The sequence below is a fragment of the Mesorhizobium sp. WSM4898 genome, assembly GCF_029625845.1.
Lineage (GTDB): Bacteria > Pseudomonadota > Alphaproteobacteria > Rhizobiales > Rhizobiaceae > Mesorhizobium.
Genome location: NZ_JARTVQ010000001.1, coordinates 439,177 through 465,849, shown reverse-complemented (window position 1 = coordinate 465,849; position 26,673 = coordinate 439,177). Strand labels below are relative to the sequence as shown.

At 64.0% G+C, this 26,673-nt stretch carries 26 protein-coding genes, 1 tRNA gene and 1 pseudogene; 18 read left to right on the top strand and 10 right to left on the bottom strand.

What is annotated here, in order from left to right; all coding sequences use genetic code 11:
* Positions 1–31: 31 nt before the first annotated feature.
* The 4 genes from P9228_RS02375 to P9228_RS02360 all read right to left on the bottom strand — a co-directional run bounded on the left by P9228_RS02375 (position 32) and on the right by P9228_RS02360 (position 3,423).
* Complete coding sequence (locus tag P9228_RS02375; RefSeq protein WP_067002950.1) at positions 32–790, bottom strand: M48 family metallopeptidase; 759 nt, start codon at positions 788–790, stop codon at positions 32–34.
* Between the two features lie 118 nt (positions 791–908).
* On the bottom strand, positions 909–1,391 hold the full coding sequence (locus tag P9228_RS02370) for a DUF2852 domain-containing protein (protein ID WP_067002952.1): 483 nt from the start codon (positions 1,389–1,391) through the stop codon (positions 909–911).
* A gap of 116 nt (positions 1,392–1,507) precedes the next feature.
* Entirely contained in the window at positions 1,508–2,650 is a 1,143-nt protein-coding gene (locus P9228_RS02365; RefSeq protein WP_278052872.1) for a benzoate/H(+) symporter BenE family transporter, read from the bottom strand.
* 2 nt (positions 2,651–2,652) lie between these two features.
* Positions 2,653–3,423: an alpha/beta hydrolase gene (locus P9228_RS02360; protein WP_095825580.1), complete on the bottom strand. Its 771-nt coding sequence runs from the start codon at positions 3,421–3,423 to the stop codon at positions 2,653–2,655.
* Between the two features lie 214 nt (positions 3,424–3,637).
* On the opposite strand from P9228_RS02360, the gene infC reads away from it, so the two are divergent.
* The 9 genes from infC (at position 3,638) to P9228_RS02315 (ending at position 10,737) form a co-directional block, all read left to right on the top strand.
* Entirely contained in the window at positions 3,638–4,174 is a 537-nt protein-coding gene (infC, locus tag P9228_RS02355; RefSeq protein WP_067003282.1) for a translation initiation factor IF-3, read from the top strand.
* Positions 4,175–4,264: 90 nt separating this feature from the next.
* The gene (locus tag P9228_RS02350; protein ID WP_278052157.1) at positions 4,265–4,495 is read left to right on the top strand and encodes a hypothetical protein; all 231 of its coding nucleotides are present in this window, start codon (positions 4,265–4,267) and stop codon (positions 4,493–4,495) included.
* Positions 4,485–5,132, top strand: coding sequence for an isoprenylcysteine carboxylmethyltransferase family protein (locus P9228_RS02345; RefSeq protein ID WP_067324658.1), 648 nt, complete (start codon positions 4,485–4,487; stop codon positions 5,130–5,132). The genes P9228_RS02350 and P9228_RS02345 overlap by 11 nt, the downstream gene beginning before the upstream one ends.
* A gap of 239 nt (positions 5,133–5,371) precedes the next feature.
* A complete protein-coding gene (gene rpmI, locus P9228_RS02340; RefSeq protein WP_027166935.1) occupies positions 5,372–5,575 on the top strand; it encodes a 50S ribosomal protein L35 in 204 nt (67 codons plus the stop codon).
* 38 nt (positions 5,576–5,613) lie between these two features.
* A complete protein-coding gene (rplT, locus tag P9228_RS02335; protein ID WP_040968947.1) occupies positions 5,614–6,015 on the top strand; it encodes a 50S ribosomal protein L20 in 402 nt (133 codons plus the stop codon).
* Between the two features lie 185 nt (positions 6,016–6,200).
* The gene (gene pheS / locus P9228_RS02330) at positions 6,201–7,253 is read left to right on the top strand and encodes a phenylalanine--tRNA ligase subunit alpha (protein ID WP_067002958.1); all 1,053 of its coding nucleotides are present in this window, start codon (positions 6,201–6,203) and stop codon (positions 7,251–7,253) included.
* Complete coding sequence (locus P9228_RS02325) at positions 7,250–7,690, top strand: GFA family protein (RefSeq protein ID WP_278052150.1); 441 nt, start codon at positions 7,250–7,252, stop codon at positions 7,688–7,690. The genes pheS and P9228_RS02325 overlap by 4 nt, the downstream gene beginning before the upstream one ends.
* A complete protein-coding gene (gene pheT / locus P9228_RS02320; RefSeq protein ID WP_278052147.1) occupies positions 7,687–10,095 on the top strand; it encodes a phenylalanine--tRNA ligase subunit beta in 2,409 nt (802 codons plus the stop codon). The genes P9228_RS02325 and pheT overlap by 4 nt, the downstream gene beginning before the upstream one ends.
* Before the next feature lie 39 nt (positions 10,096–10,134).
* Positions 10,135–10,737 (top strand): nucleotidyltransferase family protein, encoded by a 603-nt coding sequence (locus P9228_RS02315; protein ID WP_278052146.1) that lies wholly within the window; start codon positions 10,135–10,137, stop codon positions 10,735–10,737.
* A 226-nt stretch (positions 10,738–10,963) separates the two neighbouring features.
* On the opposite strand, the gene P9228_RS02310 is transcribed toward P9228_RS02315, so the two are convergent.
* Entirely contained in the window at positions 10,964–11,959 is a 996-nt protein-coding gene (locus tag P9228_RS02310; RefSeq protein ID WP_278052144.1) for an aldo/keto reductase, read from the bottom strand.
* Positions 11,960–12,055: 96 nt separating this feature from the next.
* Here P9228_RS02310 and P9228_RS02305 point away from each other — a divergent pair, with 96 nt between their 5' ends.
* The 6 genes and pseudogenes from P9228_RS02305 to P9228_RS02280 all read left to right on the top strand — a co-directional run bounded on the left by P9228_RS02305 (position 12,056) and on the right by P9228_RS02280 (position 18,600).
* Positions 12,056–12,946, top strand: coding sequence for a LysR family transcriptional regulator (locus P9228_RS02305; RefSeq protein ID WP_127215307.1), 891 nt, complete (start codon positions 12,056–12,058; stop codon positions 12,944–12,946).
* A gap of 64 nt (positions 12,947–13,010) precedes the next feature.
* Positions 13,011–13,583 carry a cytochrome b gene (locus tag P9228_RS02300; protein ID WP_095799035.1) on the top strand — a complete coding sequence of 191 codons (573 nt, stop codon included), beginning with the start codon at positions 13,011–13,013 and terminating at the stop codon, positions 13,581–13,583.
* 67 nt (positions 13,584–13,650) lie between these two features.
* Positions 13,651–14,225 (top strand): annotated as a pseudogene (locus P9228_RS02295) (YceI family protein).
* A gap of 267 nt (positions 14,226–14,492) precedes the next feature.
* Positions 14,493–15,479, top strand: coding sequence for a Gfo/Idh/MocA family oxidoreductase (locus tag P9228_RS02290; RefSeq protein ID WP_278052138.1), 987 nt, complete (start codon positions 14,493–14,495; stop codon positions 15,477–15,479).
* Positions 15,480–15,511: 32 nt separating this feature from the next.
* Positions 15,512–17,167: an FAD-binding dehydrogenase gene (locus tag P9228_RS02285; protein WP_278052136.1), complete on the top strand. Its 1,656-nt coding sequence runs from the start codon at positions 15,512–15,514 to the stop codon at positions 17,165–17,167.
* A 239-nt stretch (positions 17,168–17,406) separates the two neighbouring features.
* Positions 17,407–18,600 (top strand): caspase domain-containing protein, encoded by a 1,194-nt coding sequence (locus tag P9228_RS02280; protein ID WP_278052134.1) that lies wholly within the window; start codon positions 17,407–17,409, stop codon positions 18,598–18,600.
* 232 nt (positions 18,601–18,832) lie between these two features.
* On the opposite strand, the gene P9228_RS02275 is transcribed toward P9228_RS02280, so the two are convergent.
* Positions 18,833–18,909: transfer RNA gene (locus tag P9228_RS02275), tRNA-Arg, on the bottom strand.
* Between the two features lie 202 nt (positions 18,910–19,111).
* Positions 19,112–20,605 (bottom strand): HAMP domain-containing sensor histidine kinase, encoded by a 1,494-nt coding sequence (locus P9228_RS02270; protein WP_067002984.1) that lies wholly within the window; start codon positions 20,603–20,605, stop codon positions 19,112–19,114.
* Between the two features lie 255 nt (positions 20,606–20,860).
* Here P9228_RS02270 and rpmH point away from each other — a divergent pair, with 255 nt between their 5' ends.
* The 3 genes from rpmH to yidC are packed head-to-tail and all read left to right on the top strand — an operon-like array spanning position 20,861 to position 23,197.
* Complete coding sequence (gene rpmH, locus P9228_RS02265) at positions 20,861–20,995, top strand: 50S ribosomal protein L34 (RefSeq protein WP_008833937.1); 135 nt, start codon at positions 20,861–20,863, stop codon at positions 20,993–20,995.
* 16 nt (positions 20,996–21,011) lie between these two features.
* Positions 21,012–21,365: a ribonuclease P protein component gene (gene rnpA, locus P9228_RS02260; RefSeq protein ID WP_067323826.1), complete on the top strand. Its 354-nt coding sequence runs from the start codon at positions 21,012–21,014 to the stop codon at positions 21,363–21,365.
* Positions 21,366–21,379: 14 nt separating this feature from the next.
* Positions 21,380–23,197: a membrane protein insertase YidC gene (gene yidC / locus P9228_RS02255; RefSeq protein ID WP_067002989.1), complete on the top strand. Its 1,818-nt coding sequence runs from the start codon at positions 21,380–21,382 to the stop codon at positions 23,195–23,197.
* A gap of 348 nt (positions 23,198–23,545) precedes the next feature.
* Here yidC and P9228_RS02250 read toward each other — a convergent pair whose 3' ends face one another.
* The 3 genes from P9228_RS02250 to P9228_RS02240 are packed head-to-tail and all read right to left on the bottom strand — an operon-like array spanning position 23,546 to position 26,617.
* A complete protein-coding gene (locus tag P9228_RS02250) occupies positions 23,546–25,087 on the bottom strand; it encodes a DHA2 family efflux MFS transporter permease subunit (RefSeq protein WP_127215311.1) in 1,542 nt (513 codons plus the stop codon).
* On the bottom strand, positions 25,084–26,376 hold the full coding sequence (locus P9228_RS02245; RefSeq protein WP_278052125.1) for an HlyD family secretion protein: 1,293 nt from the start codon (positions 26,374–26,376) through the stop codon (positions 25,084–25,086). Before P9228_RS02245 ends, P9228_RS02250 begins: the two co-directional genes overlap by 4 nt.
* Positions 26,369–26,617, bottom strand: a complete 249-nt coding sequence (locus P9228_RS02240) for a hypothetical protein (RefSeq protein WP_278052124.1) — start codon at positions 26,615–26,617, stop codon at positions 26,369–26,371. The genes P9228_RS02245 and P9228_RS02240 overlap by 8 nt, the downstream gene beginning before the upstream one ends.
* Positions 26,618–26,673: the final 56 nt, after the last annotated feature.

The following is a 26,673-nucleotide window of genomic DNA, read 5'->3' as shown; positions in this document are numbered from 1 at the left end:
GCCGCCAGCTATACGGTTGCCAGGGCGACGCCTACTCAAACACGATCGCCTGCAGCGCGCCGCCGTTGCGCTTCAGCCAGTCCTTGCAGCGATCGGTGTCGGGGCAGAGCTTTTCGCACAGCTTCCAGAATTTCGGGCCGTGGTTCATCTCTTTCAGATGCGCGACCTCATGCGCCACCAGGTAATTGATGACCGGCGGCGGCGCCATCATGATGCGCCACGAGAAGGACAGATTGCCCTCCGAGGTGCATGACCCCCAGCGGCTGGAGGTATCCTTGTAGCGGATCGCCTTGGCGCGCTTGCCGATCGCCTCGGTGTGCTTGACCACCAGCTTCTCGATCTCGCGCTTGGCCTCGCGTTTCAGATAATCGGCGATGCGGCGCGGCAGGTGGACACGCTCGCCATGGATGATGAGCAGCGGGCCGCGCTCGTCGCGCGCGATGGTGACGGTGCCGCGTTTCGCCGGCTCATGGACGATGCGGTGCGGCACGCCGCGGATCGGGATCTTGATGCCGGGCCGCACCTGCGGGCGCATCGGCACCTTGGCCAGGCGCTGCTCCAGCCAGTCCTGATGGCGGTCGAGGAACTTCTCCACCTCGCCGCGGCGCAAGCCGGGCGGCACGGTTATGCGCAGCCCCTGGCCGCCGGAATCGATACGCAGCGTCAACCGCCGGGCCCTCGCGCTCTCGACGATTTTGAGCGGCAGGGTGCGGCCGGCGACGCAATGCTCGCGCTCCACGACGGGCTTGGGTTCTGGCTTGGTCAGATTGCGAAAGAAGCCGAGGGTCATGGCCGGACGATACGCGATTCGAGAAAAACGACCAGTAGAGTGAGGCTACATGGAGAACAAAAAAGAAACGGCGCCGCTCGCGCGACGCCGCATGTCGGCCGAGCCTTATGATTGAGCCTCAGTCGTCAAGGAGGTTCGACCCCTTGCCGCGCTTCGGCCCCGTCGCTCCGGTTGGACCACTCGTCGTGGTCGGCGCGGTCCGCTTGTTACGCTCGGCCATGAAGCGGTCGAACTCTTCCTGGTCCTTGGCACGGCGCAACTCGCGGGCATACTCGTCGAACTCGTTCAGCATCTCGTCGAGCTTGCGGCGCTCCTCGGCGAGGCGCTCAAGTTCCTTCTCGCGCCAGTCGTCGAAAGCGACGTTGCCGGTGCGGGACGAGCCATGGCCCCAGCGGGCGGCCTTTTCCGAGCCGCGGCGGCAGCCGGCGAAGATGCCGTCGGTGGCGCGGTTGACATCGCGCTTGAAGCCTTCGAGCCGGTCGCCCCAGATGATGTAGGCGAGCATGGCGAAGCCGAGCGGCCAGAACACCATGAAGCCGATCACCATCAGCGCGATGGTCGCCGGCGTCCAGGCCGGACGGATCAATGCACTTGTGTTCATTTTCTCCCAATCCTTCCGTTGGAGACAGCCAAACCGGCTGCGTGGAATCGAAATGGGAAGGCGAAATCGGCGATTCAAGGCAAGTCCGGCCAAAACCGGCGAAAGACCTGAAATGATTATCGCTTTTTGAATTTCTCGAGGAAAAGCACTGCCATTCCGGCGACCAGCCCCCAAAAAGCCGCGCCGACGCCGAACAAGGTGAGCCCCGAGGCCGTCACCGCAAAGGTGAGCGTGGCCGGCATGCGCTCGCCCGCATCATGGAGCGCGATCGAGAGCGCGTTGGCCAAAGGCGCCATCAGCGCCAGGCCGGCGACCAGCACAATCAGGCTCTGCGGCAGGACGGCGAAGATCGCCACCAGCGAAGCGCCGAAGATGGCGAAGACCAGATAGGCAAGCGCATAGAACGGCCCCGTCTTCCAGCGCTCGGCGGGATCCGGATGGACATCCGGGCCGGTGCAGATCGCCGCGGAGATCGCCGCCAGATTGGTCGTCGAGGCGCCGAACGGCGCCGAAAGCAGCGAGAACAGCCCGGTGACGCCGATCAGCGGGCCAGGTTCCGGGTGGTAGCCGGCGGCTTTCAGCACCGCGAGACCGGAGAGGTTCTGGGAGGCCATGGTGACGAGGTAGAGCGGCAAGGCCAGGCCAATGATCGCCGAAACGGTGAACTGCGGAGCGATCAGCGTCAGTGTCGACAATTCCGGCGCCGGCAGGCCGCCGACGCGGCCGGTGAGGAAGGCGGCAAGGCCGCCGCCGATCAGCACGACAAGGACCGAAACCGCCGGGTTGAACAGCCGGATGACGAAGAAGGCGGCGATCAGCGGCAGGATCAGCCACGGATCGGCGGGAATGGCCTTGACCGCACTGATGGCGAAGCCGACCAGGATGCCGGCCAGCATGCCGGACGCCACCGAGGCCGGAATCTGCGCGATCAGCCGGGTCAGCGGCTTGAACAGGCCGGTGGCGATCAAGAGGATGCCGGTGACGATGAAAGCGCCGACGGCTTGCGCCATGGTGAAGCCGCTGGAGGCCGCGATCAGCGCCAGGCCCGGGGTCGACCAGGCGGTGATGACCGGCATTTTCGTGCGCCAGGACAGCCACAGGCATTCTAGGGCCATGGCCAGGCAGATCGCCGTCACCCCGCTCGCGGTCTCGATCTGAGTGGCGCCGATCGCCTTGGCGGCGGCAATGACGATGGCTAAAGTGCCGCCAAAGCCGACGATGGCCGCAACGAAGGCGGATATCGGGATTGAAATGCGCATGCTCATGAAACCCGCTGGACCAGGTCGCCGACGGCGCGGTTGAGCATGTCGAGATCCTCCGGGCGGGAGAGGCGATGATCGCCGTCGGGGATAAGCGACAGCGTGACGTCATCGGCCGGCAGCAGTGCGGCGAGCTTCAGCGCATGGCCGGAAGGCACGTCGGGATCGGCGAGACCCTGCAGGATATGCACCGGGCAATGAGTGTCGATCGGCCTGGTCATCACCCGGTTCGCGCGGCCGTCCTCGATCAGCGCGCGCGTGTAGATATAAGGCTCGGCGGAATAGTCGGACGGTTCCTCGAAAAATCCCTTTTTCGAAAGGTCGCGCTTCTGCGCCCTGGTCAGCACCGGCTCGATCAGCTCGACGGTAAAGTCGGGCGCCGGCGCAAGCAGCACCAGGCCGGCGATGCGGTCGTCGCCGGCCTTGCGCAATTCCTGCACCATGCGCAGCGCAATCCACGCCCCCATTGAGGAGCCGACCAGGATCTGCTTGCCCTTGCTGAAGCGGCGAAAGACGGCGAGGCTCTCGGCCAGCCATTTCGAGATCGTGCCCTCGGCGAATTCGCCGCCCGATTCGCCGTGGCCGGAATAGTCGTGGCGCAGATAGGCGCGGCCTTCGCGGCTCGCCCAGGCCGACAGCGCCTCGGCCTTGGTGCCCAGCATGTCGGACTTGTAGCCGCCCAGCCAGACGATGCCCGGCGCTGAGCCCGGCCCCTGCCTGACAGCGATCTGCGTTCCGTTCACGTCGATGAAAACTGGTGCGCTGGCGTCCATGACCTCGTCCTTCCGGCCGGTCTTTTGGCACATCCGGCGGTTCGCGGAAAAGTGCTCGCACCTTTTCTTTGCTTGGTGCAGGCAATGGCAAGCTTTGAGGTGATTTCCTGGCGAGGCTGTGCTATTGACTCCGGCCGCGCGCTCACCACATAGGCGCGTCCAAGCGATTGAACTCAAAGAAACCCTGAACGAAACGGCCGAGGAGACCACGACCATTCGCAGACCTTTCAAAGCAGCGGCCCCGACCAAGGACGGTCCGCGCTCCAACCGAGACATCCGGGTGCCCCGGGTCCAGCTCATCGACGCAGAAGGCCACAACCGTGGCGAAGTTTCCATCAACGACGCTCTGCTGCTGGCCGAAGAGGCCGGGCTGGATCTCGTCGAGATATCGCCCAATGCGCAGCCGCCTGTCGTCAAGATCCTCGATCTCGGCAAGCTGAAATACGCCAACCAGAAGAAGGCGGCCGAGGCGCGCAAGAACCAGAAGGTCATCGAGATCAAGGAGATCAAGATGCGCCCGAACATCGACAGCCATGACTACGAGACCAAGATGAAGGCCGTGCGGCGCTTCTTCGAGGACGGCGACAAGGTCAAGCTGACGCTGCGTTTCCGCGGCCGCGAAATGGCGCATATGGAACTCGGCATGCAGCTCCTGAACAAGGTGCGCGAGGAAGTCGCGCCGATCGCCAAGGTCGAGGCCGAGCCGAAGCTCGAAGGCCGACAGATGATGATGGTGCTGGCGCCCCGCTGACGGTGCGCCTCACGTTTCCTTTCCGTCCTGGAGCCATTCCGGCGCGATCGCCGCAAACTGTCGCGCCGATCACGGTTTCGCGAAGGAGAATTGACCGGCCGGCGCTGCTTGGTGCTCCAAAATCCGCCTGAATTGCCGCGCAGGGCGACCCGACGATCGGCGGGGCGCCTGTTTTTCTATCCGATCGCCGGCTTCTCGACGATCGAGCTCCTCGATCGCGAGCAAATCGACGATCGGATTTTCCCGATCGCGACCAAATCGACGATCGGATTTTCCCGATCGCGATCAAAACACGACGATCGGATTGGCCATGGTCGATGAAACAAAGATCCCGACCGACAACCAGATAGAAGGGTTGGGCGGCTACCAGTATATGCGCCGCATCGTGCTGGCGGTGCTCATCGTGGTGCTGTTTGCGGCACTCCTGTTCGGCCAGTCGACGTTCCCTCCCGAGACGCCCGTGCACGAGACGATCGAGATGTTCGGCGTGCTCCTGATCTTCCTGGGCATCGTCGGGCGCTTGTGGTCGACGCTCTACATCGGCGGCCGCAAATCCTCCGAAGTGGTCACCGGCGGGCCCTATTCGATCACCCGCAACCCGCTCTATCTGTTCTCGACCGTGGCGGCAGCCGGCGTTGGCGCGCAGATCGGCTCGTTTTCCGGCATCATCCTCTTCGCGGTCCTTTGCGCCGGCGCGTTCCACATCGTCATCCTGCGCGAGGAGCGCTATCTCAAGGAAGTCCTCGGCGCTCCCTACAAAGCCTATCTGGCGCGCGTGCCGCGCTTCTTTCCGAAGCTTTCGCTCTACCAGGAAGGCGACACCGGCAGCTTCAAGCCGCGCCTGCTGTTGAACACGCTGCTCGACGGGCTGGTATTCCTGGTGGCGCTGCCGGCCTTCGAACTGATCGACGGCGCGCAGCAGTCGGGGGTGCTGCCGGTGTGGTTCACGCTGCCCTGAACGGGACAGCGCGCCGCAGGGCGTGAGGTGTTGCGCACGAGCCCTGTTTGATCTATAGGACCGCCGTTCTGCGTATCGGGCCGGAAATCATCTCTGATTTACGGAAAGCACGATACGCAGAGCAAAAACAAAAACCGCCCGGCAGGGCATGCCGTGGCGGTTTCATTTGCTTTTCGGGCTCTGGTCGGCCCGAAGCGAGAAAAGAAGCGCGATGGTGCGCCACATTACGGAGTAGCAAAATGCCCAAGATGAAGACCAAATCGGCCGCCAAGAAGCGGTTCAAGATTACCGCCACCGGCAAGGTGCTGTCGGCTGCCGCCGGCAAGCGCCACGGCATGATCAAACGTTCCAACAAGTTCATTCGCGATGCCCGCGGCACGATGGTTCTGGCTGAACCGGACGGCAAGAAGGTCATCAAGAATTTTCTGCCGAACGGCCTTTAAGCATTCGGTCCGGAACAGCGTTTTAAGGAGATCATGACATGGCACGCGTAAAGAGAGGCGTCACCGCCCACGCCAAGCACAAGAAGGTCCTGAAAGCCGCCAAGGGCTTCTACGGCCGTCGCAAGAACACCATCCGCATCGCCAAGCAGGCGGTGGAAAAGTCGCTGCAGTACGCCTATCGCGACCGCAAGAACCGCAAGCGCTCGTTCCGCGCGCTGTGGATCCAGCGCATCAATGCAGCGGTGCACGAGCACGGCCTGACCTATGGCCGCTTCATCGACGGCCTCAACAAGGCCGGCATCGAGATCGACCGCAAGGTTCTTTCGGACATGGCCATCCACGAGCCGCAGGCTTTCGCAGCCCTTGTGGCCAAGGCCAAGGTGGCGCTCGAATATCTGAAGAACACCACGCCGAATGCTTTTGAGAGCGCTGTCGCCTAAGCCAGCGCTTCCCAAGCATTCGCTATTCTGATTTGGGGAACCCGCGCTGGCACGGCTGGCGCGGGTTTTTCTTATGCCTGATGCAACCAAATTGGTGACGCGCCGAACCCCGGTGGTTGCCCGATCGAGAGAGTTTCGCCGTGAACGCCACCGCTGGAAATCTTGAAACCCTTGAAGCTTCTTTGATGGCCGACATCGCGGCCGCGGCCGACGAGCAGGCGATCGAGGCTGTGCGCGTCTCGGCGCTGGGCAAGAAGGGCTCGGTCTCCGAGATGCTGAAAACGCTCGGCGCGATGAGCACCGAGGAGCGGCAGGTCAAGGGCCCGGCGATCAATGGGCTGAAGAACCGCGTCACCGAGGCGCTGACGGCGCGCAAGTCGGAGCTGAAGGACGTAGCGATCGCAGCGCGGCTCGCCGCCGAGACGGTCGACGTCACGCTGCCGGTGCGCCAGTCGCCGGCCGAGCGCGGCCGCATCCATCCGATCAGCCAGGTGATCGACGAGATCGCCGCGATCTTCGGCGACCTCGGCTTCGCGATCGCGGAAGGTCCGGACATCGAGACCGACTACTACAATTTCACCGCGCTCAATTTTCCCGAGGGGCATCCGGCGCGCGAGATGCACGACACCTTCTTCTTCCAGCCGGACGAGAAGGGCGAGCGCAAGCTTTTGCGCACGCACACCTCGCCCGTGCAGATCCGCACAATGGAGCAGCAGAAGCCGCCGATCCGCATCGTCATCCCCGGCAAGACCTACCGGCAGGATTCGGACGCAACGCACTCGCCGATGTTCCATCAGGTCGAGGGGCTGGTGATCGACAAGACCGCCAACATCGCCAACATGAAGTGGGTGCTGGAGGAATTCTGCAAGGCCTTCTTCGAAGTGCCGAGCGTCAAGATGCGCTTCCGGCCGTCCTTCTTTCCGTTCACCGAGCCCAGCCTCGAGGTCGACATCCAATGCGACCGCTCGCGGCCGGGCGAAGTGCGCTTCGGCGAAGGCTCCGACTGGATGGAGATCCTGGGCTGCGGCATGGTGCATCCCAACGTATTGCGTTACGGCGGGCTCGATCCCGACGAATACCAGGGCTTTGCCTGGGGCATGGGCATCGACCGCATCGCCATGCTGAAATACGGCATGCCGGACCTGCGCGCCTTCTTCGACGCCGACGTGCGCTGGCTCACGCATTACGGCTTCCGGCCGCTCGACATGCCGACGCTGTTCGGGGGCCTTTCCACATGACTGCTCCCCACACCGGGGGCTGCCGCTGCGGTGCGGTGCGGTTCGAGGCCTCGGCCGAGCCGCACCACATCAGCTATTGCCATTGCGGCGATTGCCGGCGCGCCAGCGGCGCGCCAGTGTCGGCCTTTATCGGCTTCGCGGCCGACCAGATCGCGCTCGAAGGCGAGTCGCTGAAGAGCTACCGGAACGGCCCGGCGGCGCGCTCGTTCTGCGGCATTTGCGGCTCGCCGATCGCCTATAGCGACGAGCGGCTCGCCGGCCATATTTACTTCACGCTCGGCGCCATGGACATGCCTGCCTATTTCAGGCCGACGCTGCATGCGCATGTGCGCGAGCAGCTGCCCTTCCTGCATATGCCCGATTCACTGCCGCGGCACCTCAAGACGAGCGTGGCTAGACCTGACGCGCAAAGCCATTCCTACGGAACACAGTCATGAAATTCACCCTCTCCTGGCTCAAGGACCATCTCGAGACCGACGCTTCGCTTGCCGAAATCGTCGAGCGGCTGACGGCTATCGGCCTCGAAGTCGAACATGTCGACGACAAGGCGGGCCTAAAACCCTTTGTCATAGCCAAAGTGCTGACTGCCGTGCAGCATCCCGACGCCGACCGGCTGCGGGTGCTTACGGTCGATACCGGCGACGGCAAGCCGCCGGTGCAGGTGGTGTGCGGGGCGCCCAACGCCCGCGCCGGCCTGGTCGGCGCTTTTGCTGCGCCCGGCACCTATATTCCCGGCATCGACGTCACGCTTTCGGTCGGCAAGATCCGCGGCGTCGAGAGCCATGGCATGATGTGCTCCGAACGCGAGCTGCAGCTTTCGGACGAGGATACCGGCATCATCGACCTGCCCGAAGACGCACCGGTCGGCACCAGCTTCGCCGCCTACGCCCATCTCGACGATCCGGTGATCGAGATCAACCTGACGCCGAACCGCCCCGATGCCACCAGCGTCTACGGCATCGCCCGCGATCTCGCGGCGAGCGGCCTCGGCCGGCTGACCGGCGGCGCGATCATGCCGCATGCCGGCGACGGCATGTGCCCGGTCAAGGTCAAGATCGAGGCACCGGAACTCTGCCCCGGCTTCGCGCTGACTCTGGTGAAGGGCGTGAAGAACGGCCCGTCGCCGAAATGGCTGCAGCAGCGGCTGATCGCGATCGGGCTTCGGCCGATCAGCGCGCTGGTCGACATCACCAACTACGTCACCTTCGACCGCGGCCGGCCGCTGCATGTGTTCGACGCGAAGAAGGTCACCGGCAACCTTGTGGTGCGCCGCGCCAGGGACGGTGAAAACGTGCTGGCGCTCGACGGACGCGAATACTCGCTGACGCCCGAGATGTGCGTGATCGCCGACGACAACGGCATCGAATCGATTGCCGGCATCATGGGCGGCGAGCATTCGGGCTGCGACGAGAACACCACCGACGTGCTGATCGAATCGGCGCTCTGGGACCCGATCACGACGGCCCGCACCGGTCGCACGCTCGGCATCATCAGCGATGCGCGCTACCGCTTCGAGCGCGGCGTCGACCCTGAGTTCATGGTGCCCGGCGTCGAGCTCGCGACCAAGCTGGTGCTGGAATTGTGCGGCGGCACGCCGACGGAAATCGAGGTGGCGGGCTATGCCGGCCACAAGCCGAAGATCATTTCCTTCCCGCTGTCGGAAGTGAAGCGGCTGACCGGCATCGAGGTGCCGAGAGAAGAAGCGCTCACTATACTGACCCGTCTCGGCTTCGAGCCGCGCAGCTCAGGTGACGCCGTCGAGGTGAAGGTCCCCTCCTGGCGTCCGGATGTCGACGGCAAGGCCGATCTCGTCGAGGAAGTGATGCGCATCCACGGCGTCGACAACATAGCGCCGCAGCCGCTCACCTCGCATGACGCGGTCAACGGCAGGATCCTGACCATACTGCAGGTGCGCACCCGGGCCGCCAAGCGCGCGCTCGCCGTGCGCGGCATGATGGAGGCGGTCACCTGGTCGTTCATTCCGGCGAAACACGCCGAGCTGTTCGGCGGCGGCCAGAACCGGCTGAAGCTCGCCAACCCGATCGCCGCCGACATGTCCGACATGCGGCCGTCGCTGCTGCCCGGGCTGATCAGCGCCGCCCAGCGCAATGCCGATCGGGGCATCGGCGACGTGGCGCTGTTCGAGGTCTCCGGCACCTATGAAGGCGACTTGGCCGATCAGCAGCGGCGCGTCGCCGCCGGCGTGCGGCGGGGCACCGCCAAGCTCGACGGCTCGGGCCGCAGCTGGGCCGGCAATGCCGGGCCGGTCGGGGTGTTCGACGCCAAGGCCGATGCGATCGCGGCGCTCGAAGCCTGCGGCGCGCCGGTCGACAGGCTGCAGATCGAGCCCGGCGGCCCGGCCTGGTACCATCCCGGACGCTCAGGCACGATCAAGCTCGGGCCGAAGACCGTGCTCGGCACTTTCGGCGAGTTCCATCCAAAGACGCTCGAAGTGCTCGACGCCTCCGGGCCGCTCTGCGGCTTCGAGGTCTTTGTCGATGCCGTGCCGGAGCCGAAGGCCAAGCCGACGCGCACCAAGCCGAAGCTGGAGCTTTCACCCTTCCAGGCGGTGAAGCGCGATTTTGCTTTCGTCGTCGACCGGACGGTCGAGGCCGGCACGCTGGTGCGGGCAGCTTTGGCCGCCGACAAGAAGCTCGTCACCGGCGTTTCGGTGTTCGACGTCTTCGAGGGCGCTGCGCTCGGCGCCGCCAAGAAGTCGATCGCCATCGAAGTCTCGATCCAGCCGGTCGAAAAGACGCTGACCGACGAGGATTTCGAGGCGCTGGCCAAGCGCATCGTCGAGAACGTCAACAAGCAGACGGGCGGCGTGCTGAGAGCATAAAGGATTGCCGGAAGGTGGCGAATCGCCCTCCATTGGGCGATGCACCATCTCCGCTATTCCGGCCTGCCTTTCGAGGAGCAACGCGCGGCGTTCCTCGAAATCGTGGTGGCGGACCCGCTGCTGGCCAAAACGCTGGCGCGAGTGCGTGAATTGGCGTTGCCGGACTGGCTGGTGGTTTCCGGCGCGCTCTACAACAGCATCTGGAACCATCTCACCGGCAGGCCCTCAGGCTACGGCATCAAGGATGTCGATCTGTTCTATTTCGACGGCACCGATCTCTCCTACGAGGCCGAGGACGCGGTGATCCGCCGGGCGGCGCAGCATTTCGAAGGACTGACGCTGCCGGTGGAGGTGCGCAACCAGGCACGCGTGCATCTGTGGTATCCGGCCAAGTTCGGGCAGGCATGCCCGCGCTACACGAGCGCGAGTGAATCGGTCGGCTATTTCGCGTCGAAGACGCATGCGGTTGGGGTGCGGTACGATGCCGAGGGGTGCCTAGATTTGGTGGCGCCGTTCGGGCTCGACGATGTTTTTTCGTTTCGCATCACGCCGAACCGGGCGCTGGACAACCAGCGGACACATGAGGCGAAGGGGAAGAGGGCGCGAGAGAACTGGCCGGAGATCAGCGTGGTGCCTTGGTAGGCGCCGATCCCGGTGCACAAAGGGACAAATAGCCCTATGTCGGCGGGACAGCACCGGACATCTCCCCCGCAAGGGGGGAGATCAGCAGTTTTGGCGCTACGCCCTTCCTTCAACATTGGTAACTGGCGAAAGCAGGGATGACAGCCAATCTCCCCCTTGTGGGGAGATGTCCGGCAGGACAGAGGGGGGCGCTGTCCCGCCAGCGTCTCAAAGCAAGCTGAAATGTCTAACCATTCACCAGCGCCAGCAGCTCTTCGGTGTAGCGCTTGCCGACGACCTTCTCGGGCGACAGCGCGTCGCCGATGGCCGCGACCTCGGCGGCGCTCAGCTTGATCCCGGCGGCTGCCGAGTTCTGCTCCAAATGGCGGATTTTGCGCGCGCCGGGGATCGGCACGATGAAATCGCCCTGGTGCAGCACCCAGGCGAGCGCCAGTTGCGCCGATGTCACGCCCTTCTCCGCCGCCATCTTCTCCAGCACAGCGATGACGGCGTTGTTGGCTTCCATCGCCTCGGCCTGGAAGCGCGGCAGGGTGAGGCGCCAGTCGCCGGCGCCGAGCGCGTCGGGCTTGGCGATGGTGCCGGTGAGCAGGCCGCGGCCGAGCGGGCTGTAGGGCACGAAGCCGATGCCGAGCTCGCGGCAGACCGCAAAGACCTCGTCCTCGGGGTCGCGGCTCCACAGCGAATACTCGCTCTGCACGGCGGCGATCGGGTGCACGGCATGCGCCCGGCGCAGCGTCGCGCCGCTCACTTCCGACAGGCCGAGCGCCCGCACCTTACCCTCGCGCACCAGCTCGGCCATGGCGCCGACCGTGTCCTCGATCGGCACGTTCGGGTCAACGCGATGCTGGTAGTAGAGGTCGATGACGTCGGTATCGAGCCGCTTCAGCGAGGCCTCCGCCACCGCCTTGACGTGCTCAGGGCGGCTGTCGACGCCGATCATGCGGTCGATACCCGAACCGTGCTCGGATATCTTGAAGCCGAATTTGGTGGCGATGGTGACCTTCTCGCGTACCGGCTTCAGCGCCTTGCCGAGCAGGATCTCGTTCTCGTAAGGGCCATAGACTTCGGCGGTATCGAAGAAGGTGACACCGATCTCGATGGCGCGGCACAGCGTGGCGATGGCTTCCGCCTCCGGCTGTCCGCCATAGACAAAGCTCATGCCCATGCAGCCGAGGCCGACGGGGAAGACTTCGAGTTCAGTTCCTAATTTGCGGGTTTGCATGGCGCATCTCCTTGTTGCGATGGAGATGAAATAGCGCCTAGGCATCCGTTCGATAATCATGTCTCTTTCGCACAGCTCGCTCTATAAGATAGATCAATGAACCGGACGAACCTTTCCCAGCTGGCCGTTCTCGCCGCGGTCGCGCAATGGGCCAGCTTCCGCGGCGCGGCCCGCGAGCTCGGCATCGCGCCGTCGGCGGTCAGCCATGCGGTGGCGAGCCTGGAGGCGCAGCTCGGCGTGCGGCTGCTGGCGCGCAGCACGCGCAGTGTCGCCCCGACCGAGGAAGGCGCGCGGCTGTTGGAGCGCCTGCGGCCGGCGCTGTCCGAGATCGACCTGGCGCTGGAAACGGCGGTCGAGGCGCGCGACCGCCCGGCCGGCAATCTCAGGCTCAGCGTGCCGCGCACCGCCGCGCATCTGGTGCTGACGCCGCGGCTCGCTGCCTTCACGGCCGCCTATCCCGAGATCGTGCTGGAGGTCGTCATCGAGGACCGCTTCACGGATGTGGTGGAGGGCGGGTTCGACGCCGGTGTCAGGCTGGGCGAAAGCCTGCAGCGCGACATGATCGCGGCGCGCATAGGGCCGAACATCCGCGGCGCGGTGGTCGGCGCGCCCTCCTACTTCGCGACCATGCCCAAACCACGTCATCCGCGCGATCTCGCCGATCACCGCTGCATCCGCTTCCGCTTCTCCAGCGGCATCCTCTACCGCTGGGAGTTAGAGAAGGACGGCGAGGAAATCGAGATCGCAGCACAAGGGCCGCTGATCCTCGACGAGGACCATCTGATCGCCCAGGCCGCGATCGACGGCGCCGGGCTCGCCTTCGTCTTCGAGGACTATGTGAAGGCGCCGCTCGCCGATGGCCGGCTGATCCGCGTGCTGGAGGACTGGTGCCCCGCTTTCGACGGCTTCTTCGTCTACTACCCAAGCCGCCGCCAGATGCGGCCGGCGTTGCGGGCCTTCGTCGATTTCTTCAAGGTGAGCCCGTAGGGCTCCTCCGTTCCGCTTGTGGGGAGGGCTGGAAGAAAGGTGATTTCAGCGACGTTTTTCGACCATGCAATCGTCCATCACCAACACCGCCACCCGCTATGGCTGGGCGATGATCATCCTTCACTGGCTGATCGGCATCATCTTCATCGGCCAGTTCGTGCTCGGCTTCGTGATGATGCGCATCGATAGCCAGCGGACGTCCTTCGAGCTGATCCAGCTGCATAAGTCCGTCGGCTTCCTGCTGCTTGGGCTGGTCATCCTGCGCATCGCCTGGCGTGTCGGCAATGCGGCGCCAGCACTCCCGCCTTCGGTCGGAACATTGGAGCGCAAGGCAGCGCCGCTGGCGCATTTGGCGCTTTACGCCTTCCAGGTTGCGCTGCCGCTCTCCGGCTGGGCGCTGGTCTCGGTCTCGACGCTGGAAATCCCGACGATGCCGTTCAACCAGTTCGTCATGCCCGACCTGCCGCTCGCCGAATCCGACGCCGCGGAAAGCTTCTGGTCGGCCGCGCATTGGTATCTTGCCTATGCCGGCATCGCGCTGGTCGCGTTGCATATCCTTGCAGCGATGCGCCACCATTTCCTGCTGCGCGACAGCGTGCTCACGCGCATAATCACGCCTTCGTCTGCCCGGGAATAGAGCGGGCCGCCCGTTCGTTGGTGGCGGGAAGACAGCAATGCGCTGGTTCAGGATAGGAAAGATGTCGATGCATGCGCGCATCCTCGGATTGGCGGCCTTTGCCGCTTGCCTTGCCGCGCCGGTTTGCGCCGCGGTGGCGCTCAGTGACGCCGCCGGCAGCTACACGATCAGCCCGGCGGGCTCCTCGATCCGCTTCACCATCGGCAAGGCCGGCGGTGGCGGCTTCGGCGGCGCCTTCGGCCGCTTCAAGGGCACGATTCGCATCGACAATGCCGATGTCGGGCGCTCGAAGGTCAACCTCACCATCTTTCCGGAAAGCGTCGGCACCGGCCAGGGCCGCATCGATGCTTTCCTGCGTTCCGACGCCGTCTTCGACAGCGCCAACAATCCGGAGATCCAATTCCGCTCGACAAACGTGACCCGCACCGGCGAGACCACCGCCGTGGTCACCGGCCGGCTGACGGCGCGCGGCAAGACGTTTTCGGAAAGTTCACGGCCGAGCTCGATGGGCTGAAGTCAGGAACCATCAAGTTCCATGTCACCGGCAAGGTGCTCAGATCGCGCTACGGCATGGATGTCGGCACGCCGATCTATTCCAACGTCGTCGACTTCGACATGACCCTGACGGGGAGAAGGGGTTAGCTCTGGTCGCGCATCCTCGGGTTCGTCATCCTAGGGCGGAGCAAGGAGCGAAGCGACGCGCGCAGACCCTAGGATCCATGCCGTGAGGCTAAGGCGTTGCAACGGTTACAGAACTCTGCATCCCTGCACTTTACGTCATAGGTCACGGAATGGATCCTCGGGTCAAGCCCGAGGATGACGAAGGCGCTTTGTGGCCGGCGTCTGCGATTGGCTTTTCTCCGGAATTGGGGCACACCTCCATCGACGTAACCGACATGGAGAAGCATGATGTTCCGATGGGGTGTTCTGTCGACGGCCAAGATCGGCCGCGAGCAGCTTTTGCCGGCGATCGTGGATTCGGAGAATGGCGTGCTGTCGGCGATCGCCAGCCGCGATCTGGCGAAGGCTCGCGCCCTGGGCGAGCGTTTCGGCGCGCCGCATGCCTTCGGCTCCTATGAGGAACTGCTCGCTTCCAAGGAGGTCGATGGCGTCTATATCCCGCTGCCGACCTCGCAGCATGTCGAATGGACGGCAAAGGCAATCGAGGCGGGAAAACATGTCCTGGTCGAGAAGCCTCTTGCGCTCGACGCCAAGGACATCCCGCCGCTGATCAAGTTGCGCGACGAGAAGAAGGTGCTGGTCTGCGAGGCCTTCATGGTCGTCTACCACCCGCAGTGGATCAAGGTGCGCGACCTCATCGCCAGCGGCGCGATCGGCCGGCTGCGCCACGTCCAGGGCGCGTTTTCCTATTACAATGTCGATCCCAGCAACATGCGCAACCAGCTGGATCTTGGCGGCGGCGCGCTGCCCGACATCGGCGTCTATCCGACCGTGTCGACGCGCTTCTCGACCGGCAAGGAACCGGTCCGCGTGCAAGCCACCATCGAGCGCGACAAGACCTTCGGCACCGACATCTATTCCTCGATCCGCGCCGATTTCGGCGACTTTGAACTGTCCTTCTACCTGTCGACGCAGATGGCGGCGCGGCAGGTGATGGTGTTCCACGGCGAGAAGGGTTTCATCGAGGTCTTTGGCCCGTTCAATGCCGGGCTCTACGACCACCACCGCATCGAATTGCACAATCAGAACCACACCGAAGCGCAGGTGTTCCGCTTCCCGGGCACCCAGCAGTACCGGCTGGAATGCGAGGCCTTCGTACGCGCGGCCCAGGGCGGCAAGGACCGTGTCTTCACGCTGGAGGAATCGGTCCTCAACCAGAAGGTCATCGACGCCATCTTCCGCGCCGGCGGCAAGAACGGCTGGGAGCCCGTCTGACAGGCCGTCGGAAGGCGCTGGGGGGAACGAAGATGGCTGACGACGCGGATGTCATCATTGTCGGCGCGGGGCTGGCAGGCCTCGTCGCCGCGGCAGAACTTGCCGATGCCGGCAAGAAAATCATCATCGTCGACCAGGAGCCCCAGCAATCGCTGGGCGGCCAGGCCTTCTGGTCGTTCGGCGGGCTTTTCCTGGTCGACTCGCCCGAGCAACGGCGCATGCGCATCCGCGATTCCCACGACCTCGCGCTCGCAGACTGGATGGGCACCGCCGCCTTCGACCGCCCTGAGGATTTTTGGCCGCGAAAATGGGCTGAAGCCTATCTCGGCTTCGCCGCCGGCGAGAAGCGCTCCTGGCTGATCGAGCGCGGGTTGAAATTCTTCCCCGTCGTCGGCTGGGCCGAGCGCGGCGGCGGCAATGCCAGCGGCCACGGCAATTCGGTGCCGCGCTTCCACATCACCTGGGGCACCGGGCCCGGCGTGCTGGAGCCCTTCGTGCTGCGCGTGCGCGAGGCGCAGAAGCGTGGGCTCGTCGAGTTCAAGTTCCGCTACCGGATCAACGAAATCACGCGGACCGGGAAGACGGTGACCGGGGTGCGCGGCGACGTGCTGGAGCCAAGCACGGTCGAGCGTGGACGCAAGAGCTCGCGCAACGTGGCCGGGGATTTCGAGCTCCACGCCCAGGTCGTGATCGTCGCCTCCGGCGGCATCGGCGGCAACCACCAGCTGGTGCGCAGGAACTGGCCGCAGCGTCTCGGCGCGCCGCCGAAGCGCATGATCACCGGCGTGCCGGACCATGTCGACGGCCGCATGCTGGCAATTGCCGAAGCAGCGGGCGGGAGGGTCATCAACCGCGACCGCATGTGGCACTATGTCGAGGGCATCAAGAATTGGGCGCCGGTCTGGACCGATCACGCCATACGTATCCTGCCGGGTCCCTCTTCGCTATGGCTCGACGCGCGCGGCAGACGGCTGCCGGTGCCGCTTTTCCCAGGCTTCGACACTTTAGCCACGCTCAGCCATATCATGAGCACCGGCTTCGATTATTCGTGGTTCATCCTGACGAAGAAGATCATCCAGAAGGAGTTCGCGCTGTCGGGCTCGGAGCAGAATCCGGACCTCACCGGCAAGAGCTGGCGGCAGGTGCTTGGCCGCGCCACGTCGGGCATTCCCGGCCCGGTGAAAGCCTTCATGGAAAAGGGCGAGGATTTCATCGTCGAGGCCAACCTTTCGAAGCTGGTGGCGCGGATGAACGGGCTGGCCGGCGAGCCGCTGCTCGATGTGGCGCAGGTCGAACGCGAGATCCGCGCCCGCGACATGCAGCTCGGCAACCCGTTCTCCAAGGATGCGCAGGTCACCGCGCTGCGCGGCGCGCGCGCTTATCTCGGCGACAGGCTGATCCGCACCGCAAAGCCGCACAAGATGCTCGATCCGGCGAACGGCCCGTTGATTGCGGTCCGCCTCAACATCCTCACCCGCAAGACGCTGGGCGGCCTGCAGACCGATCTCGACAGCCGCGTGCTCGACGCGGAGGGCGAGCCGGTGCCTGGTCTCTATGCGGCGGGCGAGGTCGCCGGCTTCGGCGGCGGCGGCGTGCACGGCTATGCGGCTCTCGAAGGCACCTTCCTCGGCGGCTGCATCTTTTCCGGACGCAGCGCCGGAAGGGCGGCGACGAAGGCGGTCGGCTGAGCGATCGAACGGTGTTGCCAAAAGCTCGTGAGCTCGGCCCACCTTGTATGCTGCGGCCTCATTCGGGGGTTTGATGTTGCTTGAAGTCGATGCCGGAAAGGGCGTTGACGATGCACGGAGACCTCATACCAAGCGGCCTCCGGCAAGTTTGGCCTCTTCCCCAAGCAAGATGGCCCTTACAACGGGTACCCACGCGCTTTAACGGATGCTAATATTCTCCGTTACTCGGGAAGGTCGCAATGTCCAAGGTTTGTTTGTTGTGCGCGTGCCTTCTTTTGCTGGCCGGCTTGTCGACACCGGCCTCCTCTGAGACCCAGATCGGTCAACGCAGCCATAGATATGCGCTCGTAATCGGTAACTCGGCCTACCGTTTTGCGTCATCGCTTCCCAACGGGGTAAATGATGCGAATGCCATCTCCCGAGTTTTGCAAGAGACGGGCTTCGACGTCACCCTTGGATTGGATACCGACGCATCAACGTTCAGGGAACTCATCGGAAAATTCAGGCGAAACTTGCGGCCGGGTGACGTCTCGCTTTTTTACTTCGCCGGACACGGGCTCCAAGCGAACGGGGAGAACTACCTATTGCCGGTTGACGCCGCCCTTCAACGTCCGGCCGACTTGGCTCTGGAGGCTGAGCGCCTGCAAGACATCATCGCCGCCATGACGGCCGAGGAAAATATCGCAATCGTCCTTCTCGATGCCTGTCGGGACAATCCTTTCGTTAAGCAATTGAGTGGACCGGGTCAAAGTCGCGGCCTTGCCATAGGAAAGGGGCTGGGAGCCTTAGATGCTGGCAGGGGAGTCTTTATCGGCTTTGCAACACAACCCGGCAACGTGGCTCTCGATGGAGCCGTCAATCATAGTCCGTTTGCAGACTCTCTTGTGAAGCGGATAAAGACTCCTTCGATCGACATTGAAATTCTCATGCGTCGCGTCCGGTTGGACGTCATGAACGCGACTTCTGGGAAGCAGGTTCCCTGGAGCAACTCGTCCCTGGTGGAGCCGGGATTCTCATTCAACCCGGATGCCGCGTCTAGTCCGTCTTCGGCAGACGCCTATCAGCCAGACATCAACGCGGCGGCAGAGCTCGAATTCTGGAAATCAATCAAGGATACATCCGATGTCTCGATGTATCGTGCTTATCTAGCGGCATTTCCGAATGGTGCATTCGTCGAAATTGCAAAGAGCCGAATTGCCAAGTTCCAAGCACCTACGCTGCCACGCAAAAAGATCCTGCCAAAGAAAGTCAGTCGCAAGCCGCAAGTGTCGTTGCCTGTCGATGAACCTTCCAATCGTTCGGCAAAAACGAGCGCACCAGCTAAACCAGAATCCGTGGGGCGATGCAGGGATGGCAACAAGGAGAGGTGTCGCCAGAGATGCCGTGAAGGCGCAAGGCGTGCCTGTCGCAAGCTGCAACAGCTAGGGGGTTAGTAACGCCGATGACTGCCTTGCGCGCGGTGGGACTTAGGCCGCGCCGCCGACTGCGGCTGGAGACGAGCAAGGGTGCATGAAAAAAAGCTGAACTCAAGAACGCTCGGGTATCACTGCCGACCCGATCGGGATCGTGGATTAATACGCCACGTGAACCTCGCCGCGTGAGCGTAGGCAGCCAGCGACTGCTTCGGCCGGCGAGGCAAATGCGCGGGAGTTCGGTTTGATTAATTGGCGCGCCCGAAGAGATTCGAACTCCTGACCCCCAGATTCGTAGTCTGGTGCTCTATCCAGCTGAGCTACGGGCGCGCATCAGGCCGTGTGAGACACAAGCCCCGCGATCCGGTCGAGACGCCGGCCGCGATGTGGAGTGTTCCCTAACGACTGAATTTCGGAAAAGCAAGCCGGCCCGGCAAAAGTTTTGTCGCAGGCGTTTACAGGATCACATTCCGACCGGGGTCTTTGCTTCGCGGAACTCCGAAGCGGGAACGTCTTCCCTGGCCTGCCACGGTCAAGCCGGGCGGCGCAGGCCGTTGCGGGCCTGATCGAGCCGCACCGGCTGGTCGGGGATGGTGACGGCGAAGACCGTGCGGCCGCCGATCGATTCGACCAGCTCCACCGTGCCGCCATGGGCGCGGATCAGCTCATGGGCGATCGCCAGGCCAAGGCCGGTGCCGCCGCTGCGCGCCGAGCCGCGGAAGGCGGCGAACAGGTTCTCGCGCGCCTTGGGCGGGAGGCCGGGGCCGGTGTCGCTGACGGTGATGCGGCTGACGCTGCCCAAGCGCTCGGCCGAGACGGCTAGCCGACGCACCACCGCGCTCTCCGTGTCGGCCGCCATTGCCTGCACCGAGTTGCGGCACAGATTGGTGAGCACGCGGAAGAGCTGGTCGGAATCGGCGTCGACTTCGAAGGTGAGCTCGACGGCATTGATGAATTCGATGCCCTCCTCGATATCGAGCAGGCCGTGCACGTCGTCGACCAGCTGGCGCAGCCGCAAGCGGCGGCGCGACGGCGCCGGCTCCTGTGTGCGGCCATAGGCAAGCACGCCCTCCGAATAGGCGACGGCGCGGTCGAGCGCGCGCAACAGCTTCGGCGCGAAGGACTGGACGGTCGGATCCTTCACCTGGCGCAACCGGTCCGACATAAGCTGCGCGGAAGCCAGGATGTTGCGCATGTCGTGGTTGATCTTGGACACGGCAAGCCCGAGATTGGCGAGGTGCTTCTGCTCGGCGAGCATTTTTTGCAGCCGATCCTGCATCTGCGACAACTCGCGCTCGGCGACGCCGATCTCGTCGGCACGCTCCGTCGGGCAAATTATGCGGCCGGGATCGTCCGGCGCCTCGGAGAAGGACAGGATCGAGCGCGTCATGGTGCGGATCGGGCCGATCATGATCAGATCGATCGCCGCATAGACAAGCATGGCGGTGAACAGCGAGATCAGCAGCGAGACGACGGCGACGTTACGCGAATATCTGAGCATGGCGTTGCGCAGACTGTAGTCCGGCATGATCAGCTCGAATTCCTTGTCGCTGTCGCCGACCGGGCCGAAGACGCGCAGCATCCGGTTTCCGCCGGCGAACAGCGTTTCCAGCGCGCCGGTCATGCCGTTGACCAGGCCGACATTGGCAATGTCGATATGCTCGTCGACCTTCGGCGGCATGTCGGCCACGACCAGCAGCCGCGAGACGCCGCCGTCGCGCACCGCGATCGCCTTGGCGCCGATCGCCATCAGCACGTCGTTCTGGGCGGTGTGCGACAGGGAGTTGGGCTCGCCCTGCAGCAACACGATCGACACGGCGGCGGAGGTGCTCAGCCGCTCCTTCAGCCAGTTCACCCGGTAGCTGGCGATCCAGGGCAGGAAGATCAGGATTTCGGCGAGCAGCACGAAGACGATGGTGAGAAGCAGAAGCTTGGTCGACAGACCGCGCGACAGCGGCACCCGGCGCGGCGAGCTTGCCGCCGCGGGGCGTGGCTTTTCATCCGTTGACAGGACTTCACTTGTCATGACGCGGTTTTCACGAAGGCTTGATCGAGCAAGATTATGCGATTTGCGGCTTTTTTGCCAATTTCGCCGCCAGCCAGTGAAAAAATGCCTTTGGGCGGGCTGGATTGACTTCCAAAATCCTTCTTCCTATAAGCCCGCTCACGCTCGGGCCTTCCGTCCCGGCGCGGTTTCGATCGCGCCTATAACCGGCCCGGCAAAGCTCCTGTTACAGTGTGACAGAATCAAGAAGGGCCGCACGCCGCGGTATTAAAACAAATGAAGCGTACCTACCAACCGTCCAAACTCGTCCGCAAGCGCCGGCACGGTTTCCGTGCCCGTATGGCCACCAAGGGTGGCCGCGGCGTCGTCGCAGCCCGCCGCAACCGCGGCCGCAAGCGGCTCAGCGCCTGAACGAAAGACGAGATCGTTGCCCGCAACCGGCAAGCCAAAGGGGAAAACTCCCGGGCGGCTTCTGAAACGCGCGGATTTCATGGCTGTGCGCGGCGGCGAGAAGCGCCGCGGGCGGCTTTTTCTCGTCGAGGTTCTCGACCGGGGCGACGATTGTGCGCCACGCGTCGGCTACACCGTGACCAAGAAGGTCGGCAACGCCGTGGTGCGCAACCGCGTCCGGCGGCGGCTGAGAGAAGCCGTGCGAACGCATGCCGCCGATGACATGGCGCCCGGCAGTGACTATGTCATCGTCGGGCGCGAAGACGTGCTTGCCATTCCGTTCGGCCAGTTGAAGGCCGAGCTTTCCCGCCGGCTGCGCGGAACACGATAGGCCAAGGGCTTTCGATGGAAAACAACCGCAATTTCTTCATCACCATCGCGCTGTCGGTGCTGATCCTGACGCTCTGGCAGGTGTTCTACATGAACCCCAAGATGGAGCAGCAACGCGAGCAGGCCCGCATCGAGCAGCAGCGCGTCGAGGCGCAGAAGAAGGAAGCGCAGGGGACCAATCCGGGCGCGGCCGGGACGCCGGCGCCGGCTCCGGGCGCCATCCCGACCGCACCTGGCGGCGAGACAGTCACTGTCGAGAGCCGTGACCAGGCTGTTGCCGCGACCAAGCGCATCAAGATCGACACGCCGAGCCTCGAGGGCTCGATCAATCTCACCGGCGCTCGCCTGGACGACCTCAAGCTCAAGCACTACACCGAGACGGTCGACAAGAATTCGCCCGAGATCCAACTCCTCAATCCGCAGGCGCTACCGACCGGCTATTTCGCCGAGATCGGGTTCGTCGGCACCGACAAGACCGGCGCGGTGCCGAGTTCCGACACGGTGTGGAGCGTTGAGGGCAATCCGACGCTGACCCCGTCGACGCCGGTGACGCTGACCTACACCAACGACAAGGGCCTGACCTTCAAGCGCACCATCTCGGTCGACAACGATTATATGTTCACCGTTTCGGACACTGTGCAGAATTCGGGAAGCGCTGCCGTCAGCCTGTTCAACTACGGTCGCGTCACGCGCTACGACAAGCCGGCGGTCGCCAGCACTTATGTGCTGCATGAAGGCCTGATCGGCGTTACTGGCACCGAGGGGCTGACGGAATACAAATACGCCGCCATCGAGAAGGACAAGGAAGTCAAGCCAGGCAAGTCGACCGACGGCTGGCTCGGCATCACCGACAAGTACTGGGCCGTCACCATGGTGCCGACCGAAAAGCAGCCCTTCCAGCCACGCTACGGCTATTTCGAGGACGGGCGCCATCGCTACCAATCCGACTTCCTCACTGATCCGATCAACATCGAGGCCGGCCAGTCCGCAACCATCGAAACCGAAGTGTTCGCCGGCGCCAAGGAAGTCGCCAAGATCAACGCCTATGAGGCTGACCGCCATATTCGCCAGTTCAATCTGCTGATCGACTGGGGCTGGTTCTATTTCATCACCAAGCCGATGTTCTGGCTGATCGACACGCTGTACAAATTCTTCGGCAATTTCGGCCTAGCGATCCTGGCCACGACCGTCATCGTCAAGGCCATCTTCTTCCCGCTGGCCAACAAGTCCTACGCGTCGATGGCGAACATGAAGAAGGTGCAGCCGAAGATGCTGGAAATCCGCGAGAAATACGCGGACGACAAGATGAAGCAGCAGCAGGCGATGATGGAGCTCTACAAGACGGAAAAGATCAATCCGTTGGCCGGCTGCTGGCCGGTGGCGCTGCAGATCCCGGTCTTCTTCTCGCTCTACAAGGTGCTCTACATCACCATCGAGATGCGGCACGCGCCGTTCTTCGGCTGGATCCACGACCTCGCGGCGCCCGATCCGACGTCGGTGTTCAACCTGTTCGGCCTGCTGCCCTTCGCGCCGCCGGCCTTCCTCCCGCATATGGGCGCCTGGGCGGTCGTGATGGGCATCACCATGTTCCTGCAGATGCGCATGAACCCGACGCCGCCGGACCCGACGCAGGCCGCGGTGTTCACCTGGATGCCGGTCCTCTTCACCTTCATGATGGGTTCCTTCCCGGCCGGCCTCGTCATCTACTGGGCCTGGAACAACCTGCTCTCGATCCTGCAGCAGGGCGTGATCATGAAGCGCCAGGGCGCCAAGATCGAGTTGTGGGACAATCTGGCGGCGATGTTCCGCAAGAAACCATCGCCGGCGGAATAGATGGCACCCCGGCCCTAACACCAAAAACCCCGGCGTGACCGGGGTTTTTTCGTTGGCGGCTTGCCCTATGGCGCTCCGGACAGAACTTCGCGCAGCCGTCTTTCGGAATTTGGCCTGCCCCCGCGAAACTGCGGCATGGCCTGCCTCGTAGCTTCCCCGGTCCTCCCCAAAAGCCGCGACGGCTTCCGGCGCAGCGACGCCGGTGTTGGGAAGGCCGTCCGGCAGGCCGGGGTCCCGCGGGGGGACCCCGGTTTTTCCTCCTAAAGCGCAACGCGCTTTAGGGACTTTGTTTTAATGCAGTGTCGTTTTCCCAAAACCGCTCCACGCTTTTGGGCGACATGCACCAGCTCACTCCATGACGGCGCTGTGGTCGACCTTGGCCGGTGTGCCAGGCTTGCGCAGCAGAAGCACAAGCGGGATGGCGGCGAGCGAGAGCAACATCATCAGCTCGAAGTCGTCGACATAGCTGATGATCGTTGCCTGCAGCGTGACCAGCCCGTCGAGCGCGGCGCGGCCGGCGGCGGTGTAAGGGCTCAGCGCCTGCGCGATCGCCGGATCGCCGAACGCCGGATTAAAGGGCGTCACATAGTCGGCGATGTTGGCATGGTTGATCTGCTGGTTCTGCGTCAGAAGCGCGGTGACGACCGAGATGCCGACGCTGGAGCCGATGTTGCGCGACAGATTGTAGAGGCCCGTCCCTTCAGCGCGGCGTTCCGGCGCCAGCGTGGCGAAGGTGATGGTGGTGAGCGGCACGAACAGGAAGCCTAAGCCGGCGCCCTGGATGAAGCCGGTGCGGATGATCGTCCATTGCGAAACGTCCGGGGTCCAGCCGGTCATGTCGTACATCGCCCAGGCGGTGACCGCGAGCCCCGTGAACAGCAGCCAGCGCGTGTCGACCTTGCCGACCAGCCGGCCGACAAGGAACATGCAGGCCATGGTGCCTAGGCCGCGCGGCCCCATGACGATGCCGGCGGTCACCACGGGATAGCCCATCAGCGTTTGCAGGTAGGGCGTCATCAGCGCCAGCGAGGCGAGATAGGTGATGCCTATGATGAAGATGAACACCATGCCGACCGCGAAGTTCCGGTCGAGGAACAGCCGCGGGTTCACGAAGGTGTCGCGGGCGGTGAAGGTGTGGACGATGAAGATATAGAAGGCCGACGCGCAGACCAGCGCCTCGACGATGATCTCGGACGAGGAGAACCAGTTGAGCTGCTCGCCGCGGTCGAGGAACATCTGCAGCGAAGCGATGGCGAGGCTGAGCATGCCGAAACCCAACCAGTCGAGCCGTGCCTTGAGGTCGAGCTTGGTCTCCTGCACGAACATCGAGACGCCGGCGAAAGCCAGCACGCCGATCGGCACGTTGATGTAGAAGACCCAGCGCCAGGAAACATTCTCGGTCAGCCAGCCGCCGATGACGGGCCCAAGCACCGGGCCGACCATCACCGAGACGCCGAACAGCGCCATGGCCGAACCGCGCTCCTCGACGCTGTAGATGTCCAGCAGGATACTCTGGGACAGCGGTACAAGGGCGGCGCCGAACAGGCCTTGAAGCAGCCGAAAGCCGACGATCTGCGGCAGCGACTGGGCAAAGCCGCACAGCACCGAGGCGACGACGAAGCCGGTGATGGCGACCAGCAGGATGCGCTTGCGGCCGAAGCGGTTGGCAAGATAGCCCGAAGGCGGCGTCATCACCGCAGCGGCGACGATATAGGAAGTGAGCACCCAGTTGATCTGGTCGGCGCTCGCCGACACGCTGCCCTGGATATAGGGCAGCGCCACATTGGCAATGGTGGTGTCCAGCGCCTGCATGATGACCGCCAGGATGACGCAGGCGGTGATGGCTCCGCGATTGGCGACCGCAGGCGTGCCCGTGGCGACGGTGCTCATGACTTTTGCTCAAACCGCTTGAAGAGGTCGGTCACGAAATCGGGCAGGCCGCGGGCATGGCCGGTGTCTATGCTGACGACCGCGCTCATGCCCCCGCGCAGCGGCGGCTTGCCTTGCGGGTCGTCGATCGTCACCCGCATCGGAATGCGCTGCACGACCTTGACCCAGTTGCCGCTGGTGTTCTGCGCCGGAAGCAGCGAGAAGCTCGAGGACGAGGCCGGGCTGATGCTGCCGACCTCGCCATGCCAGACCTCGCCCGGATAGCCATCGATGCTGATCGTCGCCTTTTGCCCCGGCCGGACATAAGTGAGCTCGGTTTCCTTCGGCTCGGCGGCGATCCAGATGTCGGTCGACGAGACCAGGCTGAAGGCCGGCTGCGAGGCGGGCAGGTACTTGCCGACCTGCAGCGCATCGACATTGGTAACGACGCCGTCGAACGGCGCCTTGACGACGGAATCGCCGAGATTGCGCTGGGCATCATCCAGCGCCGATTGGGCCTGCAGGTAGAAGGGGTTCTTCTCGACCGGCTGGTCGGCGTCGCCGCCGAGCTGGGCGAGCGTTGCCTGCGCCTGCGCCTTGGCGACAATGACTTTCTGCCGGGCGGCGATGAGATCGTGCTGGGCGCTGTCGAAAGTCGCCTTCGAGGCGGTTGAGGTCTTGAGCAGATCCTGCTGACGCTGGAAGGCCGACTCGTAATAGGGGATGTCGGCCTCGGCCTGGGCGATCTGCGCCAGCGACTGCTGGTAGCTCGCCTGCAAGGTCAGCACCTGGTTGCGCACCGTGCCGAGTTGCGCCTGAGCGCCGGCCAGCGCCGTCTCGAACGAGGCCGGCCGCAAGCGGAAGAGCACCTGGCCCTTCTTAACCGCCTCGTTGTCATGCACGTCGATCTCCTGCACGGTGCCGGAAACATCGGTGGAGACGCCGAGCGACTGCGCCTGGATATAGGCATTGTCGGTGGTCATGACCTGACCGCCGACGAAGTAGTAATAGCCGCCGACCGCCAGCGCCACCGGAAGCAGCGCAAACAGGACAGACCGGGTTAAGCTGCGCCGCGGCTTGGCCCGGGCCGGCGAAGCTATCGTGACGGCGGCCGGCTTCGGCTGGGCCGAGGGTGCTTCGAGCGCAGCAGGTTCCGGCGCGACAGGGGCTTCCAGCTCATCGTTTTCGATCCCCGGATTGGCGGCACGCCTTTGCTCGCGCTGGCTGTCCAGGCGAATGACCTGGTCGCTGCTTCTGTCGCCGGCATTGTCGCCGTCGGCGGGTTTGCGTGGTGAGGCTGGTTCAGACATGGACTTTCTCCCGGTCGACAGCCGGCTGGGCGCAGGCCTCGAGCAGATTGGATTTGATCAAACAAAGTGTTTGCAGCTCCTGCCGCGCGTCCGCGGAAAGGTGAATGCCTTGCTGTCGAGACAGCCGCACCTCCCAATGCCCGCGAGTCAGGCTCGAGCGGCGCGAGCGCTGCTCGAAGCGTTTTCCGGGCAGGCGCGCGACGTCGTGCAGGACGAAGCTGCTGGTGAGCGAGGAAGGCATGGGAGGAACTTCGGAGTCGGCAGACAAGCTTTCGTGAGCATGCTTATTATCATCAT